This window comes from Pseudomonas sp. St316 (genome assembly GCF_018325905.1).
Classification (GTDB): Bacteria; Pseudomonadota; Gammaproteobacteria; order Pseudomonadales; family Pseudomonadaceae; genus Aquipseudomonas.
The window spans coordinates 1959929-1977221 of the sequence record NZ_AP021901.1 but is presented as its reverse complement, the minus strand read 5'-3'; the positions used below and the strand labels follow the sequence as shown (position 1 = coordinate 1977221).

13 protein-coding genes and 2 pseudogenes are annotated in these 17293 nt (G+C 54.2%); 7 read left to right on the top strand and 8 right to left on the bottom strand.

What is annotated here, in order from left to right:
* Positions 1-315 precede the first annotated feature (315 nt).
* The 6 genes and pseudogenes from KI237_RS30370 to KI237_RS08910 all read left to right on the top strand — a co-directional run.
* Positions 316-465: pseudogene (locus KI237_RS30370) on the top strand (DUF488 family protein); the annotation flags it as partial.
* A 366-nt stretch (positions 466-831) separates the two neighbouring features.
* Positions 832-1182 (top strand): hypothetical protein, encoded by a 351-nt coding sequence (locus KI237_RS08930; RefSeq protein WP_034114485.1) that lies wholly within the window; start codon positions 832-834, stop codon positions 1180-1182.
* Between the two features lie 668 nt (positions 1183-1850).
* On the top strand, positions 1851-2708 hold the full coding sequence (locus KI237_RS08925) for a c-type cytochrome (protein ID WP_025214367.1): 858 nt from the start codon (positions 1851-1853) through the stop codon (positions 2706-2708).
* 15 nt (positions 2709-2723) lie between these two features.
* On the top strand, positions 2724-4091 hold the full coding sequence (locus KI237_RS08920) for a cbb3-type cytochrome c oxidase subunit I (RefSeq protein WP_102617428.1): 1368 nt from the start codon (positions 2724-2726) through the stop codon (positions 4089-4091).
* A 14-nt stretch (positions 4092-4105) separates the two neighbouring features.
* Complete coding sequence (locus KI237_RS08915) at positions 4106-4921, top strand: CbbQ/NirQ/NorQ/GpvN family protein (RefSeq protein ID WP_094989999.1); 816 nt, start codon at positions 4106-4108, stop codon at positions 4919-4921.
* Positions 4922-6940: a nitric oxide reductase activation protein NorD gene (locus tag KI237_RS08910; RefSeq protein ID WP_102617429.1), complete on the top strand. Its 2019-nt coding sequence runs from the start codon at positions 4922-4924 to the stop codon at positions 6938-6940.
* Between the two features lie 187 nt (positions 6941-7127).
* On the opposite strand, the gene KI237_RS08905 is transcribed toward KI237_RS08910, so the two are convergent.
* Both KI237_RS08905 and KI237_RS30365 read right to left on the bottom strand, forming a co-directional pair.
* Positions 7128-7484: a hypothetical protein gene (locus KI237_RS08905; RefSeq protein WP_047296634.1), complete on the bottom strand. Its 357-nt coding sequence runs from the start codon at positions 7482-7484 to the stop codon at positions 7128-7130.
* 37 nt (positions 7485-7521) lie between these two features.
* Positions 7522-7833, bottom strand: a pseudogene (locus KI237_RS30365) (nitric oxide reductase activation protein NorD); the annotation flags it as partial.
* A 739-nt stretch (positions 7834-8572) separates the two neighbouring features.
* On the opposite strand from KI237_RS30365, the gene KI237_RS08895 reads away from it, so the two are divergent.
* The gene (locus KI237_RS08895; RefSeq protein ID WP_041475993.1) at positions 8573-8887 is read left to right on the top strand and encodes a c-type cytochrome; all 315 of its coding nucleotides are present in this window, start codon (positions 8573-8575) and stop codon (positions 8885-8887) included.
* A gap of 122 nt (positions 8888-9009) precedes the next feature.
* Here KI237_RS08895 and KI237_RS08890 read toward each other — a convergent pair whose 3' ends face one another.
* From KI237_RS08890 to nosR, 6 genes are all read right to left on the bottom strand, one after another.
* Positions 9010-9519: a nitrous oxide reductase accessory protein NosL gene (locus tag KI237_RS08890; RefSeq protein WP_014338851.1), complete on the bottom strand. Its 510-nt coding sequence runs from the start codon at positions 9517-9519 to the stop codon at positions 9010-9012.
* A 24-nt stretch (positions 9520-9543) separates the two neighbouring features.
* Positions 9544-10374, bottom strand: coding sequence for an ABC transporter permease (locus KI237_RS08885; RefSeq protein WP_014338850.1), 831 nt, complete (start codon positions 10372-10374; stop codon positions 9544-9546).
* Positions 10371-11294, bottom strand: coding sequence for an ABC transporter ATP-binding protein (locus KI237_RS08880; protein WP_014338849.1), 924 nt, complete (start codon positions 11292-11294; stop codon positions 10371-10373). The genes KI237_RS08885 and KI237_RS08880 overlap by 4 nt, the downstream gene beginning before the upstream one ends.
* Positions 11291-12562, bottom strand: a complete 1272-nt coding sequence (locus KI237_RS08875; RefSeq protein ID WP_102617442.1) for a nitrous oxide reductase family maturation protein NosD — start codon at positions 12560-12562, stop codon at positions 11291-11293. The genes KI237_RS08880 and KI237_RS08875 overlap by 4 nt, the downstream gene beginning before the upstream one ends.
* Positions 12563-12618: 56 nt before the next feature.
* The gene (gene nosZ / locus KI237_RS08870) at positions 12619-14556 is read right to left on the bottom strand and encodes a TAT-dependent nitrous-oxide reductase (protein ID WP_013692874.1); all 1938 of its coding nucleotides are present in this window, start codon (positions 14554-14556) and stop codon (positions 12619-12621) included.
* A 65-nt stretch (positions 14557-14621) separates the two neighbouring features.
* Positions 14622-16748, bottom strand: coding sequence for a transcriptional regulator NosR (gene nosR / locus KI237_RS08865; protein ID WP_371918414.1), 2127 nt, complete (start codon positions 16746-16748; stop codon positions 14622-14624).
* Positions 16749-17293: the final 545 nt, after the last annotated feature.

Below are 17293 nucleotides of genomic sequence, written 5' to 3'. Positions count from 1 at the left end.
AATATTTATTTAAGAGATTATCCAGTAGATAAATAGTCATCTTCCAACAGGTCGATATATTTTTCGTCATTGCACGAAAACCTCTCCTGACAGGTATTCATGCCTGATTTTATCGCCTTTCGTCTAAAATACAGATTTGAATAAATTATTTATTGACCATGACCGAAATTTCCGCGCCAACCCCCCGATGTTCATTGTCATAGTTAGCACTTTTGGTATTGTTGGACCGAGGCAATATTCAAGTTGCAGCAACTTACATATCCGAACCGCGCCCACACTAATGGACTCTGGATCAGATAACGTTTTCATAACTATGGCGACCATGCATCGTCCGAAGAATTTGAACAGGCTTTTTTGCGTTTGCAAGAACTCAGTCAGGACCAGCGATGCGATCCTATGTGGGAGGCCGTCTGGTGGCGTTGTCATCGCAGAATCGTAGCGGACTACCCTCTCTTTGATTACTAGCTTTTTCCAAGGCAAGAGCTCGGCTTTGAAGGCAGACTGATTCGGCACCCGACAACTCTGGAATCTCGGTAGCCGCCATGATTGCAGTTCTACTGCTGCTCCCTTGTTGCCCGCGCCGATGCGTCGCACCTTCTCAGGAGGTGGATTGTCTATTAGCGGCGCTTCACCGTCTGTCCCGTAAGCTGGCGCCGAATAAGCCACCAGTCGAGAAGTCATATTGACTATTGTTTTGTCATTATGACCCTTTCCGGACTAGGTCGTAATGACCATTCAAATACTTAACTAATTGATATTGTTGAATAAAATTCTTGGCCCGTTTTGTGTATTGAGTATTGAACTTAACGCAAACCCCAAAGGGACAATGTCATGACTCGTTCAATCGCGCTCAGTTTTACCCTGTGTACTCTACTGTCTCCGCTATGCCTGGCAGACCAGATAATCCGTGAAGTCCCCGACACAACTGCCGGCAAGGGTTTCGGCGCCTTGACCGGAATGATGGTTGGCGCGGTAGGGGGGCCGATTGGTGCATTAGTCGGCGCAGCTGGCGGTTTTTTCGCAGGCAGTGCGGTGCAAACAGGGATTGGTAAATCTGAAACCGCTTATCAAGTAAAAAACACACAAGGTGAGACTAGTACAGTGCGCTCACCCAATGCCAGATTTGAAGTCGGGCAGCAGGTCACGCGTAAAGGTGCGCGACTGGTGGCAGTTGAGGAGTAAGAAGCCGGAACAGTTTCATGCGACTAATAGCCCCCCTTTTTAGGCCCGCTTGTGGGCCTTTTTAAGTCGTTTTTGATATCTATCATTAACGATTCGATGTTTGATCAGATTCCTAAATGGATTCCCACCGTTCGGACTTTTTCGAGCTGCGCCGCCCTTGATTACTCGATCGACTCTATCTAGATCGGAAATTTGAATCCCGGATCATGAAAAGAGACGAAATACCGATCTCAAAATATCATGAAGCCATCGAGCTTACGGTTGACCATGACTGAATGCCATGCGCCTCCGCCCTCAATAGAGATATGCTGATCATTTGCTTCACCTGATTATTTCAATTTCTTCTATGTATCCGTCACTACGACTTGTTAAAATTTCATAGAATTTCTTGACAGCCATGCAAAGCCTACTACCCTCAAGATCATTCATTCTCACAACTTGAACCACCACACTCAAATATGCAGCGCTTGGTATCGTTAATAATACCCAACCGGCAGAGCGCTTTTCCAAGAACTTTCCAACTGCACTTTCTACTCGGGATGCAGCCGTGCAAAAAGCTTTGAAGATAGTCAGCTATGCCGTGCTCGTGCTGATGGCCAGCGCGGTCGTTTATGCCAGCGTTATCGGCATCACCTATTGGACGGGTATCGGCGTCTAGGGAGTTCGCAATGAACAAACGCCAGACACGCTCGTTCGCGCTGATATCGACGGCCATCGCCGCCATTGTGTTTCTTGGCATGACGGTTGATAGTCACCGGCAGTTTCCAAAATTGACCAACGCTCAACAGATCACGCCAGAAGTCACTCGCGGCAAGGATGTATGGCATGAATACAATTGCATCAATTGCCATACGTTGTTTGGTGAAGGCGCGTATTACGCTCCGGACCTTACGAAAATCACCCAGCAGCGCGGCACCCCCTATCTCACCGCGTTCCTCAAAGACCCCTCAAAGTTTTATGACGAGCAACGTCATCGCCGGTTGATGCCGAACCTAAAACTCAACGACGAAGAAATCGCGGCGTTGATCGCCTTTATGGATTGGGTGAGCAAGGTCGACAATCAAGGCTGGCCGCCGCGGCCGATCCTGGTGACCGGCACGTCGATTCCCGGCATGGACCTCACCGTTGCGCAACAGAATGTCGCCGGTGGCAACCAGCCACCCGCCGCACGCCCGGTGTCCGACAAGGAAGACCCGATCGCCCTGGGCGAGGCGCTGTTTCGAACCACGGCCACACCGGTGTGCAGCGCTTGTCATTCGATTGCACCGGGAGTCAATCTCGCCGGACCGACACTGGCCGGGTTGGCTGCTCGGGCCAAACAGGTCATTGCCTCGCCTGACTACAAGGGCAAGGCCAAGGACGTCGAAGGCTTCATCCGCGAATCCATCGTCACGCCAAGCGCGTACCTGCATCCGGGCGACATGTATTCCGCCAATGGCATGTCTTTCATGCCGGACACCTTCGCCAAATCGCTAACGCCCGAACAGATCGATCAACTGGTCGCCTATCTGGCGTCGTTCCAGTAATCAAAGGGGATGACCATGCGTTACAGATCTCAATCCGTCGCTTACTGGTACTTCGCCGTCGCCATGGCGCTATTCGGTCTGCAACTGGTATTCGGCTTGCTCTCGGCGGCTAAATACCTCGGACCGGATCCCCTGCTGGACGTGTTGCCCTTTGATGTCACCAAGGCGATACACACCAATCTGTTGATCGTCTGGGTGCTGACCGGGTTCATGGGGGCAACCTACTGGATGGTGCCGGACGAGTCCCGTGGCGAGTTGCACAGCACCAAACTGGCGTATATCCAGCTCGGGTTGTGGACGGCCATGGGCGTCACCGCCGTGCTGGGCTATCTGTTCGGTTATGGCACCGGGAACAAATTGCTCGAACAACCGCTGCCGCACAAGATCGTGATCGTGATCTGCATGCTGATGTTTCTCTACAACATCGGCATGACCATCAAGAAAGCCGGGCGCTTCACTGCCACCGAAGGCGTTCTTTTGTTGGGGCTGGCCAGTGCCGCCGTGCTTTATCTGCCGGCGCTGCTGCACTATGAAAACTACGTGGTATCGATCTACTACCGCTGGTGGACGATTCACCTGTGGGTCGAAGGTGTCTGGGAAATGATCCAGGGCGGCTTTCTGGCCTATCTGCTGATCAGACTGTCCGGTGCTGATCGCGAGGTCATGGAGAAGTGGCTGTACGTGATTGTCGGCCTGGTGTTCATTGCCGGTATCCTTGGCACCGCCCACCATTATTACTGGATCGGCGTCCCCCATTACTGGCTTCCATTGGGCGGTTTCTTCAGTGCACTTGAGCCTATGGCGCTGGTCGGTATGGCGATCTACGCTTACAACGCAATGCGCCGCTCCGGCCTCTCTCATCCCAATAAACTGGCCTTGCACTGGACCATGGGCAGCGCCCTGTTCACCATGTTTGGCGCTGGCCTCCTCGGTCTGGCTCATACCTTCCCCGACGTCAACAAATGGACCCATGGCACCCTGATTACCGCAATGCACGGCCATGCGGCCTTCTATGGGGCCTATGCCATGATAGTCCTGGCGATGATCACCTACGCACTTCCAGGCATGACCCGTCGTCCCGTGGAAGAAAGCAGTATCGGTTATTGGGCATTTTGGCTGCAGTTGGGAGGGATGTTCGGCATGACCCTGTCATTTGCCACTGCGGGCATTGCTCAGGTGTACCTGGAACGCATTCTTGGCATGGGCTATCTGGATGTGCAGTTGAAGATTCAGGTGCATTTCCTGATGCTGGTGGCGACGGCGTCGATGTTCAGCCTGGGTGTCGGGCTGTTTATCTTCGATTTTTTCCGCCATGCGCCGCAATTCAATGTCGATGAATCCGATCCGGTTCTGGTGCCTCGTGCGTCGGGCGCAGCGTTGTGATTGATCGTTCACGAATGCAGCAGAACCTGTCGGCCGCAGAACCCGCATCGCCGCAAGCTGAACCCTATTACCAGCCCAGCGGCGACGAGGTGGCGATCTTCGATCAATGCCATGCACAGCAGCTGGCTGTCATGCTCAAAGGACCCACCGGGTGTGGCAAGACCCGTTTTGTCGAACACATGGCCTGGCGTCTCAAGCGCCCGCTGATCACTATTTCCTGCCATGACGACTTGAGTGCCAGCGACCTGGTCGGGCGTTTCCTGATCGGTCACCAAGGTACCCATTGGACGGAAGGCCCGCTGACCCGGGCGGTGCGCGAAGGCGCTATCTGTTACTTGGATGAGGTGGTCGAAGCGCGGCAAGACACCATTGTCGTCCTGCACCCGCTGACCGACCACCGACGCATTCTGCCCCTGGACAAAATTGGCGAAATCGTTGAAGCCTCGCCACACTTTCAATTGGTGGTGTCCTACAACCCCGGCTACCAACGAATACTCAAGGATTTGAAGCCGAGCACTCGACAGCGCTTTGTGGCGCTGGATTTCGATTTCCCGCCGGCCGAGCGCGAAATCGCCATTGTCATCCATGAAGGTGGAACCGACTACGCCATCGCCCACGCGCTGGTCACCCTCGCCCAGCGACTACGCGCCCTGCAGGACCGGGGCCTGGCGGAAGTCCCCAGTACCCGTCTGTTGATTGCCACTGCGCGACTGATTACCAGCGGCATTGCTGCGCCCATCGCCTGTCGGGTCGCATTGATCTCGCCGCTGTCCGACGACGCGGTACTGGTCGCTGCCATGCGCGACCTCGTCGACCTGACATTTATCTAAATGGCCGAAGCCGAGGACCTCATTACCGATGTTGCACGCCACGCGACGGTGTATGCACAGGCGTTGTGGCGTCGTCACCGCCCCCCCTCGGAAACTGAAAAAATCGTCACCCTCGGGGATGTCGCACAACACCTCGACTTGCTGATCAAGGCAGTGTTCAACACCCACTATTCGCTGCGCGTCGCGCAACCGCCCTCGCCCCCTACGCTGCTGAAGAAGCTTTTTGTGCGTCACGAAAAGCCGTGTCAGCAAAGCGCCGTCCCAGCGACCGATGGCGTGACTATATGGCTACCGCAGGATTTGGGAAGCAGCGAGAATCCGCTCACCCTGGAGTGCTATAGAGCCCTGGCCTTGCAACAGGCGATGCGCGCCCAACGAGGCAGCGCCAATGCCCTGTCAGCCCTCGACAACCCGATGCAGCGCAGCGTCTATCTACTTCTCGAAGCTTGGGCGGCTGATGCGGATTTGATACGCCTGTTGCCGGGATTGGCGCCCTCGATCCATGACTTGCGCCAGCATGCCCTGGCGACCCGCCCACCGCTTCACGCCTTTCCCAGCCAGCGACACCCCCTGGAAAACTTCCTGCGTTTACTGCTGAACAGTGAATGCGGCGCGCCTCTGGAAGAGTTGGCGCCCCCCACCCACACCGCCGATTCGCTGCAACTGTCAGAAGCACTCGCGCAACGTCTCCTCCTCTGCGAAGAATCTCACGGGCTCGGCGCAGACAGGCTTCTCCTTGATGCCTGGACCGGCGACCTGCGCGAACCGTCGGCCGGTGAGGAAGTGTCGCCCTCGCCCGGTGAAATCGACACCGACGATGCCCTGCCACGCAGTGCCCGCCTCACACGTCAGCCCACTGCGCGCGAGGCCTGTGCCGATGAGGACGATCAGGAACAAGGCCTATGGATGGTGCAACCCGCCGAACCGCTGGAAAAAGCCGAAGACCCCATGGGCATGCAGCGCCCGACCGACCGGGATACCGATACCCCTGCGGCTGATTTCGCTGAGTCTTTGTCCGAACTCAACGAAGCCCGGCTGGTGGTGACGGCAGGTCGCCCGAAAGAAGTGCTGCTGTCCCTCGACCCGCCACGGACCCGATTTCAGCACCGTGCACAGGACCTCGCAACCCACACGATCAGCTATCCCGAGTGGGATTATCACCACCAGGTGTACCGTGATCCGGGGGCGACCCTGCAACTGAGTCCTGTTCGGGAAGGTCCGCAGCAATGGGTTGAGCGAACCCTTGATGCTCATCGTCCGGTGCTGGATGCCATCCGTCGGCAATTCGAAAGTCTGCGGGCCCAACGCGTCAGGCTACGCAAACAATGGGACGGCGACGAAATCGATCTGGAAGCGTATATCGACGCTTGCGCCGAGGCCCGCGCTGGCCTGAGCATGCCGCAAGCGGTGTATCTGACCCAGCGTCGTGGCCGTCGCAACATGGCGATCATGTTGCTGATCGACGTCAGCGGCTCCACCGACAGCTGGCTGTCCTGCCATCGTCGGGTCATTGATGTCGAGCGCGAAGCGTTGCTGCTGGTCTGCCTGGCGCTAGAGAGCCTGGGCGAGCCCTATAGTGTGATGGCGTTTTCCGGCGAAGGGCCGCAGCGGGTCACGATCCGAACTCTGAAAACCTTCGATGAGCGTTACAGCCTTGAAGTCGGTCGGCGCATCGCGGCTCTCGAACCGGAACGCTACACCCGGGCCGGCGCCGCCCTGCGCCACGCCAGCACGTTGCTGATGCGCGAAGCTGCCACGCACCGTCTCTTATTGCTGATCTCCGATGGCAAGCCCAACGATGTTGACCAGTATGAAGGCCGCTACGGCGTCGAAGACATGCGTCAGGCCGTAACCGAAGCCAAGCTCCAAGGCATCTATCCCTTCTGTTTGACTATCGATCGCCAGGCGGCGAACTACCTGCCAGCGGTATTCGGCTCGCGGCAATATGCCTTGTTGCACAGACCCGAGTTGCTACCCAGGGTGCTGCTGGACTGGATCAAACGACTGGTATCAGCGTGAACGAGAGACGCCCGCCAAGGTTTTTCATGGCAGGCGGTTTTCGGCTCATGACTGAGTTTCCCGTCAGTGGGGAGATGACTTCATGACTGCGCCTTTCCTGATTCCATTGGTGACGCACACAATAACTTCTAAACCTAATCTTTGAATGCAGGGCAAGCTTTGTCGCGCAGGCCAGGCCGCTCAGTGCTCATATTTCCGACAGCTTTCGAAATCTCACTGCACGGTCGACGCTGTTGACCATTTGGGATGCGGCATGAATCGTCAAAGGGTGCTGGGTAAAACCCGGTCTAGGCCTAATGTAGCCAGCCATTTCCCGGGCGACCGTAAGCTGTTGATCCGTCCCTTGGGCGAGCAACGCGATAACCAGATTTTCCAGAGCAATCACACGAACACGAAGGTGAACCAACTCGGTATTTGATAATTCGGGAAGCTCATGAGTGCCTTGGGTGGGAAAAGCTTTTGATGTGTCTTCAGCGTCCCATCTCGAAAGCGTCATCTGAAGTTGTTGTGCAACAACCGACGATGGGGTCTTGTCTCTAGGCATAAAAGGATTCTCCAAAGAGAAGGCGAATTGTGGAAGCTCAAGCCATCACCAGCCTTTTGATCCACTTCAGCAACACGCCGGGCAACAACTCGGGTCTGGGCAATAAGGCGTATTGACGCGCCAAATACCGCAGGCGGATAGTTTGCTGCTTGCCTGTCGATAGTCAAACAGAAGGAATAGATGCCTTGCAAATCAGCTTCGGTGACTGCCTGGCGCATGTCTTCTACACCATAACGACCCTCATATCGATCGATATCATAGGTTTGCCATCGGAAATCAACAATAGCAGACTATTCCTGCTGGCTTCGCGCATCAGTAAGGTGCTGGCGTGGCGTATGGCGGCCCCTGCCGTCTTCGACCATGATAGTCGGTCCGCCATCCAGCACCCAGGAAAACCAGCGTGGCAATCACCAGATCGGCTTCGAAAAATAACAATAGATCATCTCGGCTAATTGAGCCTAGCGTATACCACCGCCATGCATTTCTCCTTCAGTTAATTCAGATGGCGTGAAAAAAAAAAAACAGTTGGGTTCAATGGGAGAACTCCTATCAGCAATTGATCACTCCTGTCATTACACCAGCCATTGAATTCAACACCCTGCGCTCGCCTGGATTTTAGCTCCTTAAATAAAAAACAGCTGCAAAATTGGAATTTATACCATACGCCATTGATTACAACCTTTTGAACAACTCCGAACTTTCAGCGCAAAATTCGAAGCGAAATTCGAGTTACGCTAGCATCCAAGCCACTGAATTATAAGCATATTTTTCTGAAAAAGCCCAGATCCTGGATGGTGAATTTGGGCGGCATTTACAATACTAACAAATCGTACCGAACATCGAGTTTCGCTAAAATGTCACATATCTGAACGACCAATTGCAGCGATCACACCATAAATACTTCAGTGAATGCCGCAGTCGATATCTCAGAAAATCCCGACAGAAGTTTTTGAAAATCTCGGAACCTCAACTACACTTTCCACTGCATCCGAAGCTTACCGGCGCGAATGCTGTATTGATTGATAAAAAACGGAACAGATTACTGACAAGCGGTACTAGCAAAGCACACCCAGATGAGGAAATAAAAAATGAAGAAAAAACTTATGCATCTTTTTATCTTCGGCACTTTGCTGAACCTTCAACCAGCCCAAGCCGTTGATGGTGAAGCACTGTTCAAGAGCAAACCCTGCGTAGGCTGCCACATGATCGAAGCGAGACTAGTCGGGCCTAGTTATAAGGAGATCGCAGCTAAATATGCCGGACAAGCTGATGCCTCGGCCACCCTGGTAAAAAGCATCAAGGAAGGTAGCTCCGGAAAATGGGGCGCCGCGCCAATGCCGGCCAACCAAGTAACAGACGAAGAAGCGAAAACGTTGGCGGACTGGATCTTGACGCTCAAATAATTTTTGCTAAAGCAAGGTACCGCAATCCGACCGCCAATAAAATCGCAGAAGTGGGTCCAGCTCTCTTCTGCGAGTCGGTTCGGTAAGTTCCTCAGACAGCCCTACTCAGGGAAGCGGCTCAGTTACAGCGCAGGCGTTTGCTGTAAAAGCGTTAAATCGATGTCTTCAAATCGCAATACTCTGCCGCCCTGCTCGCTGGCCAGCTTGCGCGCGGCGGCCTCCTCGGAAAATGACGCAAGGACCACGCCCATGGAACCTTTGAGCCGGGTCCCGACGACGTAGTAGGCTTGGGTGGCATCAATCAAGTAATGGTCGTCGGGTTTCTCCCAGGCACTTTTACCCATGTCGTGCACATACAGTTTCGCCTCAGTGAGGTGATTCTCTGGCTGAAGCCACCATCCAAGCATTTCTGCGGTGGAACAGAACTTCTTGACTGAACCTTTTGCCACGACTTCACCCTTGGGGCCCGGGAAGTCGGCGATCACCATGCCGCAGACATGACACTCGTCGCTCTGATGGAAAGCCACCGGCGCAAGGGTTTGCTTTTCTTCTGCGCGATCATTACAAGCCGCCAACCCCAAACAGATAATGATGACCAGGGCACGGGTTCCGATCAGGTACAGAGTGTTCATCGCAATAGCCTCGAGCGTAATGAATCAAGTCAGCCGACGGCGAAACATCCAATAAGCCAGCAACAGCAAAGCGCCGACCCAGAGCAACAAGCAGAGCCAGAGCACCGAAATCGACACCGGTAAATCACTGCTCAATGCCATGAGACCGATGGCATTACCGCTGCCCTCGAAACCAGAGAGATTGATCAGGCGATAGATATCGGTGGGGTTGAGCAGCAGAAGCCACGGTAAGAGGTCCGGGTTGAACCGGCCCTTGCTGAGCACGAGCAACGCCAACAGTGCCAGGTCGAATACCAATACGAAGAGAAACCACACGCCCAATGCCATCCCGGCGGCGCTGGATTTCTCGCTGGCCTTGCTGCTCAAGACATAAGCCAGCGCCACGAAGACCCAACCCAGTAGCGTGGAAGACACCATGAAGCGACCGAACGCCCAGAGCAGCAGCCCCAACTCGACGTCATCGACCAGCAAGGCGATGGCCACTGCGGCGCAACCAAATCCAATCAGGGTGGCCAAGGCCAGAATCAGGCCATGACCGACAAACTTGCCCAACAGGATCTGGCCACGACCCAGCGGGTAGGTCAGCAGCAGCATCAGCGTGCCACCCTCCTCCTCCCCGACAATGGCATCGTAGGCCAGCAGCAGCGCAATCAATGGCATCAGGAACGTCGCCAGGCTGGCGAGGCTGGCAATGGTTGCCGGAATCGAGGTAAAGCCCACTTGCCCGGAGGCCGCCGCGCCAAGCCAGGCGATCCCCACCGCCAGAACGGCGAACAACAGACTGATTGCCAGCAGCCAGCGGTTACGCAGGCCGTCGCTGAACTCCTTGGCGGCGATATTCCAAATCTGCGTCATGAATGAGTGCCTTCAGTGGCGGCGCTTGCATGGCTCATGTAATAGCCGTAAAGGTCCTCAAGGGACGGTTGCAGTATCTCGATGTCCTGCGGTTGATCCTCGTGGAACAACTGGCGCAGTAGATCAACTTTGTAGCCATTGACGGCCATCACCTCGATCCCGTTGCCGCCCACCGCTGTGGCGGTGTGCCCGGCGGCATTCCAGCGCTGCAACCATTGCTCGCGTCGGCAAAGACCACTGGCCCGGATTCGCGCCGGCAAGTCGGCGTCTTCTCGCAGTCTGGACAGACTCCCGATCGCCTGTAAGCAGCCATTGGCCAGGATGGCCGCACGGTTGATATGCACTTCGACACCTGCCAACACATGGGAACAGAGGATGATGCTCGCGCCCTGTTGGCGCAGACGGTCGATCAACAGGTAAAGTTCTTGGGTGGCGATAGGGTCAAGACCCACCGTGGGTTCGTCCAACAGCAACAGGCGAGGTTCACCGAGAACCGCCTGGGCCAGCCCTAGACGCTGGCGCATGCCTTTGGAGTAGGTTTTCACCCGACGGTCTGCGGCGCCGGCAAGACCGACCTGCTCCAGTAGCTCGTCCACTTGTGTCAACGCGGCGCCCTTGAGGCGGGCGAAATAGCGCAGGGTCTCGCGACCACTGAGTTGTGGGTAGAACGTCACGTTTTCCGGCAGGTAACCGAGTTGGCGACGCACGTCGGCTTGTGCGGGTCGGCAGCCCAGTACGTGCACCTGGCCGGCGCTGGCCTTGAGCAGGCCAAGGATCAATTTCATCACCGTGGTCTTGCCCGCACCGTTGTGGCCAAACAAGCCCAGCACCTCGCCTTCGCCCAGACTCAGGGTCAGATCGTGCAGCACGGTCATGCTGCCGTAGCGCTGGCTAACCCCTTCAATGTCGACTGCGTTCATAAGTTCGGCTGCTGTGTCTGGGGCATGGTCGGAAGATTCATCAACGGATAGCTGTCCTTGACCCCTGGCGACTTGGTCACCGGGAAACTTTGCTGCACCCAGCGCAGCAGTTGAATGCTCGGGCTATTCATCAGCAGACGGACCTGCGGGTACAACCAGAGCAGGCGGTCCACATTGTCATTGGGCTCATAGATCACGTCGCCAATCGCATCGTTATTGCGATCCCAGCCCAGGTAATCACTCCAGTAATTGCCGTGACCGTCGGCCGACCACTCCTGCAAGCGGGTGGCAACGTATTTGACCTGCTGCTGGTTGTCGACGAAGGCGTTGTCGGCGATACGGTTGTCTTCGGAGCCTGCGGTGAGGTGAATGCCCACGGCACTGCGCTCGAAGTGGTTGTGTTCGATGACATTGAACAGCGAGTTGTAGATGAACAGCGCCTTGCCTTCGGCACCGCTGACCATACCGCCATCGGCGGAACCACTGCGCACGTCGCTGACGAAGTTGTCGCGCAGCTCGGAATAGGTGATGTAGTTCATGAGGATGCCATAGCCTTCGTCCTGCTCGGAGCGATTGCCAATCACCGTCAGCTTGCGGCTCTGCATCAAGGCATAACCGGTGCGTGTGCGGCGGGTGGTATTGCCCAGCAACTGGTTGTCGTTGGCGTACATGTAGTGCACGCCATAGCGCAGGTCTTCCAAAGTATTGCCCTGCAGCAGGTTGCCATTCGAGGTATCGATGTAGATCCCGTCCCGGGTCTGTCGCACGTGATTACCGATAACCTTGGCGCCGTGCACGGCATACAGATGAATCCCATTGCCGCGGTCTTGGGAGCGAATGCTCGGGTCGCCTTCAATATCGTTGTCAATCAGGCTAACGTCATGCGCCCTATCCACCCATATACCAAATCCCGGCCCGTTCATTGTATTGTTGCGTATCATCGCGCCTGTCGCTTGAGGGCCGATGAAAATCGCAGCGTTCATCGCTGTCATATCGCGCCCCCAGTTAAGCAAAGTACAGCCTTCGACGCGCACATCGGGCGCACTGATAAAAAGCGCGTTCCCAGCACCTTCAGCGTCAAAGACCGCACCTTTATCACAAACTATCTGCATAGATTGCTCAATAGTAAATTGGCCTTTGTATTCTCCTAAAGGAAGTCTCCAGCGGTTGGCGCCCTCTGCATGCATTAACAATTCAGTGATGGGCCGAGGCGACGAATATGCGAGGGACGTTAACATCAATGAAAATAGAGTTAACGCCCATCGCATCTTGAACAAGAGATGCCTAGACACTGCATTTTCCTTCTTGGCAGCGCGGGGGGCCGTTAAACTCGCTCGACTTTCATACGCCCAACCATTTCCATGTGCAGTGCATGACAGAACCAACTGCAGTAGTACCAATGCAGACCGGGCTTGTCAGCAATGAAAGTTATCGACGATGTTTGTTGCGGGCTAATCTCCATACTTACACCATGATTAGTCATGACAAAGCCGTGAGAGACATCCTCAATCTTATCGATATTAGTTATCGTCACAGTAACCTCATCGCCTTGTTTTACGGTAAATTCTTGCATTCCATAGGCAGGGGCCATAGAAGTCATATAGACACGAACTTTCGTGCCCTCTCGGACAACCTTGTTATCAGTCTCCAGTTTAATTCCGTCCTTCGCAGCGATAGCCACGGTTTCTGCAAAAAACGGATCGTTGCGGTCCCAGATCTTTTTAGTCTTGATCTGATCTCGACGGGCCATGACGCAGTCATGTGGTTCAGCGAAGGCCGGGCCGTCGTGCACCAGCTTCATCTCGTCACCGGAAATATCGATCAACTGGTCGTTTTCCGGGTGCAGCGGACCGGTCGACAGAAAGCGATCCTTGGAAAACTTGCTGAGTACCACCAGCCACTGGCCGTCGGCCTCACGGGTTTCGGTCAGCGACGCGTGGTTATGTCCGGGTTGGTACTGCACGTCGAGTTTTTGCTTAATGTAGTTGACCTTCTCTCCCTTGTAGGCGCGGATCGCCTCTTCCATGTTCCATTTCACTACCTGGCTATCGATAAACAAGGTGGTATAGGCGTTACCGCGGCCGTCGAAGGTGGTGTGCAACGGCCCCAGTCCCAGTTCAGGCTCACCGACTACCACGTCCCGTGGGTCTTTGAGCTTGTCATCAAATAAATCGTCGAGCTTGGCAGTTGCAATGATTGTGCATGTAGGCGAGAGCTTGCCGTTGGCGATGAAATATTTGCCGTCAGGCGAGGTATTGAGCCCATGAGGATTTTTCGGCACAGGGATATAGCGGGTAAATTCAGAATCCTTGCCGTCGCTTTTGCGCCCATCCACCACAGGGACCTTAGAACCGTCCAGGGTGATGAACTTGCCGGCCTTGATCGCCGCTTCGATGCGAGGGATGTTGAACACCACCACCCAGTCGCGCTCGTTGCGCATCATACCGCCCAGGTCGTAGGCCTTCTCGGAGTTGTAGCAGGTGCTGGCGGCGTATTTGCCGGTGTAGTCAGCGTCGGTGTTGTCCAGGTTGCCGTCGACGATCACCTGGAAGGCCATCTCCATTTTCTCGGCATCGACAGCGTTGAACATTGTGAAGCTGTTCTTATCCTGCAAGTCGAAGGTGCTACCGTCGTTGGGATGCGGAATAACGAACTCAGCGTTGGCGAACACATACTGAGTATGGGGCACCTTTTGCAGCCGTAGGCCATGGATCGCCTGTACGTTGGGCACAGTAAGCATCTTGTCGCACTTCATAATGTCTAGGCGAATGCGCGCGATCCGGGAGTTGGCCTTGTCATTGATGAACAGGTACTTGCCGTCGTACTTACCGTCAGTCATGGACAAGTGTGGATGGTGGCAATCGCCATTCATGAATCTTGCGCTATCACCCAGTATCCGCTTGCTTTCGTTGGTCAGCCCCCAACCGGTGGCAGAGTCGACGTTGAATACCGGTATGCGTAACAACTCGCGCATCGATGGAACCCCCATGATCCGCACTTCGCCCTGATGGCCGCCGCTCCAGAAACCGTAATACTGGTCCAGTTCACCCGGCGCCACGTGAATTTTCGACTGCGCATCCTTAGCCGCAGCCGCCCAGGATTCGCGGGTGAAGACCACGCTGCCAAGTGCCGATGCACCGGCTAGCGAAGCGCTGGCAAGCGCACTGGTACCGAGAAAACCGCGACGGCTAAGGCCGGGCGATTTAAATTCCTGCGTTGCCTCCTTAGGTTCATGATCAGCATTCGTTTTGTTGTCAGTCATGGTTGCTGCTCCATTGGATGCGGGTGAAAAAACAAGAATCGCAATGTTTCGTCCAGCTTAGATATTCATGGCTTGAATACCTGCACCACCGGAATCAACTCAGTGTGTTCTGGCACCGGCGCCGGTTTGTCCCGCGTCTTGCGCTTATTCTTGAGCACCAACGGCGGGCATTTGTTTTCGTTGTGGTAAGTCATCTGGCAATCCAGACAGTAATGACACTCGTTGACGTTGATATGACCGTCCGGGTGAATCGCCTGGATTTCACATTCCTTGGCGCATAGTTGGCAGGGCGAGCCGCATTCCTTGCGTCGTTTAAGCCAGTCGAACAGACGCAGCTTGCTAGGAATGGCCAATGCAGCGCCCAACGGGCAGACGTAGCGGCAATAGATCTTGCGGGTAAAAATGTTGATGATCAGCAGCCCCCCTGCGTAAGCCACAAACCACCATTGGCGGTCGAACTTTAGGGTGATGGCGGTCTTGAACGGCTCCACCTCAGCAAATTGCTCGGCGGTAGTCATCGACTCAAGCGAGATGCCGAACAGCACTAACAAAACGATGTACTTCACCGCCCATAGGCGCTCATGTAATGCAAAAGGCAGCTCATATTGGGGAATCTTCAGCTTGCGGGAGGCTTCGTTGATCAACTCTTGCAACGCGCCGAAGGGACACAACCAACCACAGAAAACTCCTCTTCCCCACAGCAGAATACTGGCGGCGGTGAACGTCCAAAGAATGAACACAATCGGGTCGGTAAGAAACAATTCCCAACGGAAGTTATCGAACAGAGCATGGGCGAAGGTCAGTACATTAACCACAGAAATCTGCCCCAGTGCATACCAGCCGATGAACACGACGGTGAACATCAGGTAAGCCCGACGCAACCAGTGGAGAAAACGCGGGTACTTGGTGAAGGTATCTTGCAGGAACAAGATAATCATCAATACAGCCAGAGCCGTGCAAAGAACCCCGATCTGAAAGGCTTTCTGATACCAGATATTGACCCATGTCGGTCTATTGGCAACCTCGATAGCCTCCAGCTCTTGAGCGGTGGGTGGCGGACGCAAAAGGTATTGTTCTGGCAATTGGTAAGGCAGTTCGAAGCTGCTGAAGGTACCACCGACAGCGCCGGTCTGGCGACGCACCAGCAATTCCAAGGTCCAGGGCGATCCTGGATCGAACCGGACGGGCTCACGAACAATGAAAATGGACATTTCATTGAACTCGGGCATGCCCGTTGCGAACACGTCGGACAAACGTTGATGGTCCATGTCGCGAAAGCTGATGATGTTGCCGAACTGACGCAATTGCACCCTATCGAAAATTCCTCCTCGCACATAACCGGAGCCCTTGTAGGAATAGAGGCCACGACCTAGCACTACGATGGCGTGCTCACCTGGCTTGAGGTCTTGCATCAAGAAGCGATATTGATTATCGCCCAGCAGGTTTCGACCAATGGCGGGTGGGTTCAGATCGGCGGTGTATAGTTCTATGAAAGTATCGTCTTCCTGTCCGGGCGGAGCATTGTCAACCCCCTCGGCCTCAGTACCCTTGAATGCAGCGTCGACTTGACCGCGGGTTAGGCTTAACCGGCGGATTGCGCCGTTGCCGGTCAGTTGCTCCCAGGTGGCAGGCTTAAAAAAATCTTCACGCACGGCAGCAGGTTTCTGCTTAACGCCGCTGTTGTCCTCGATCAGTTGCAACGACACCGCCACTTTATGTGCCGCACGCATGATGATTTCATTCACCACCATGGCGGTTACTGTGGCTCCGGCGATCCCGTCAACTGTCACCGTCTCTGGATCGCTGGAACGACCCACGACTACCCGTCGATCAGCTTTGATGCCCTTGTATTTATCGTCAAATGCGTGGAGCTTCGCCACTGGAATTCCGATTAACAGAATTGGTTCATGGTGCTCCAATACATATGCATCCAGTATTACGCCTTGAGTGTCAAGAATGACCTGCATATTAATGGGTTTACCCGAATATGCGGGTATATCTACGACATCTTGGCTTTGGAATACGTAACCTTTGATTTTTCCTTCAGACTTTACGACGCGCACCTTAAACTCATCCACCGGCGCGGAAATATCTACATTACCTGCAAACACTTCGCTGATGCGCTGCTGCTCCATCCCACCGTAATCCTTAGCTTGCAAGGTAACAAAACTAATGCATAGCAATATGCACATAAGCACGGCAAAACGACTGAAAAGCAAGACGAATTTGGAGACGAATTTTTTATAATTATCCATGCGACAACGGCGCCATCCAATTTGCATTAAGTATAAAACACGCTTTTCCACCGCACTATTCTACTCTAGTTTTTCTTGACCTTAGACTAGAGACATGAACATTTCAAGTTTGTTGCTTAATAAACAACGCATTATCAGCGCTCCCCTAAAAATATAAAAAAAATATTTACAAAACAATAGGTTACCCACGCAAGATGCGTCATCCGTCAAAGAAGCACCTATAGCCCCCGCGACAGTCACTTTCGTACGACAACACGCGAGTACTCAAAAGCACTAATTCGAACATTTTTTATCGCATTTTTGACTAAGGCGGTAAATAAACCCTTCTTGCGGTTCGTTCCTACAAGCTATTAGCCGCTCAATTGCAGTGCGCAAGAAATTCGTAGATGGACACTATGCCGAAAATAGCGAATCAGACCGATATTCAGACGATTAGGAAATAACTCATTGCCAGTCAAAGCTGACGGATCAAAACCGATGAT

What these genes read in the sequence shown, in the direction of transcription:
- KI237_RS08930 (WP_034114485.1), top strand. Translation starts at nt 832, where the DNA reads ATGACTCGTTCAATCGCGCTCAGTTTTACCCTGTGTACTCTACTGTCT.
- KI237_RS08925 (WP_025214367.1), top strand. Translation starts at nt 1,851, where the DNA reads ATGAACAAACGCCAGACACGCTCGTTCGCGCTGATATCGACGGCCATC.
- KI237_RS08920 (WP_102617428.1), top strand. Translation starts at nt 2,724, where the DNA reads ATGCGTTACAGATCTCAATCCGTCGCTTACTGGTACTTCGCCGTCGCC.
- KI237_RS08915 (WP_094989999.1), top strand. Translation starts at nt 4,106, where the DNA reads ATGCAGCAGAACCTGTCGGCCGCAGAACCCGCATCGCCGCAAGCTGAA.
- KI237_RS08910 (WP_102617429.1), top strand. Translation starts at nt 4,922, where the DNA reads ATGGCCGAAGCCGAGGACCTCATTACCGATGTTGCACGCCACGCGACG.
- KI237_RS08905 (WP_047296634.1), bottom strand. Translation starts at nt 7,484, where the DNA reads ATGCCTAGAGACAAGACCCCATCGTCGGTTGTTGCACAACAACTTCAG.
- KI237_RS08895 (WP_041475993.1), top strand. Translation starts at nt 8,573, where the DNA reads ATGAAGAAAAAACTTATGCATCTTTTTATCTTCGGCACTTTGCTGAAC.
- KI237_RS08890 (WP_014338851.1), bottom strand. Translation starts at nt 9,519, where the DNA reads ATGAACACTCTGTACCTGATCGGAACCCGTGCCCTGGTCATCATTATC.
- KI237_RS08885 (WP_014338850.1), bottom strand. Translation starts at nt 10,374, where the DNA reads ATGACGCAGATTTGGAATATCGCCGCCAAGGAGTTCAGCGACGGCCTG.
- KI237_RS08880 (WP_014338849.1), bottom strand. Translation starts at nt 11,294, where the DNA reads ATGAACGCAGTCGACATTGAAGGGGTTAGCCAGCGCTACGGCAGCATG.
- KI237_RS08875 (WP_102617442.1), bottom strand. Translation starts at nt 12,562, where the DNA reads ATGCGATGGGCGTTAACTCTATTTTCATTGATGTTAACGTCCCTCGCA.
- nosZ (WP_013692874.1), bottom strand. Translation starts at nt 14,556, where the DNA reads ATGACTGACAACAAAACGAATGCTGATCATGAACCTAAGGAGGCAACG.
- nosR (WP_371918414.1), bottom strand. Translation starts at nt 16,748, where the DNA reads ATGTGCATATTGCTATGCATTAGTTTTGTTACCTTGCAAGCTAAGGAT.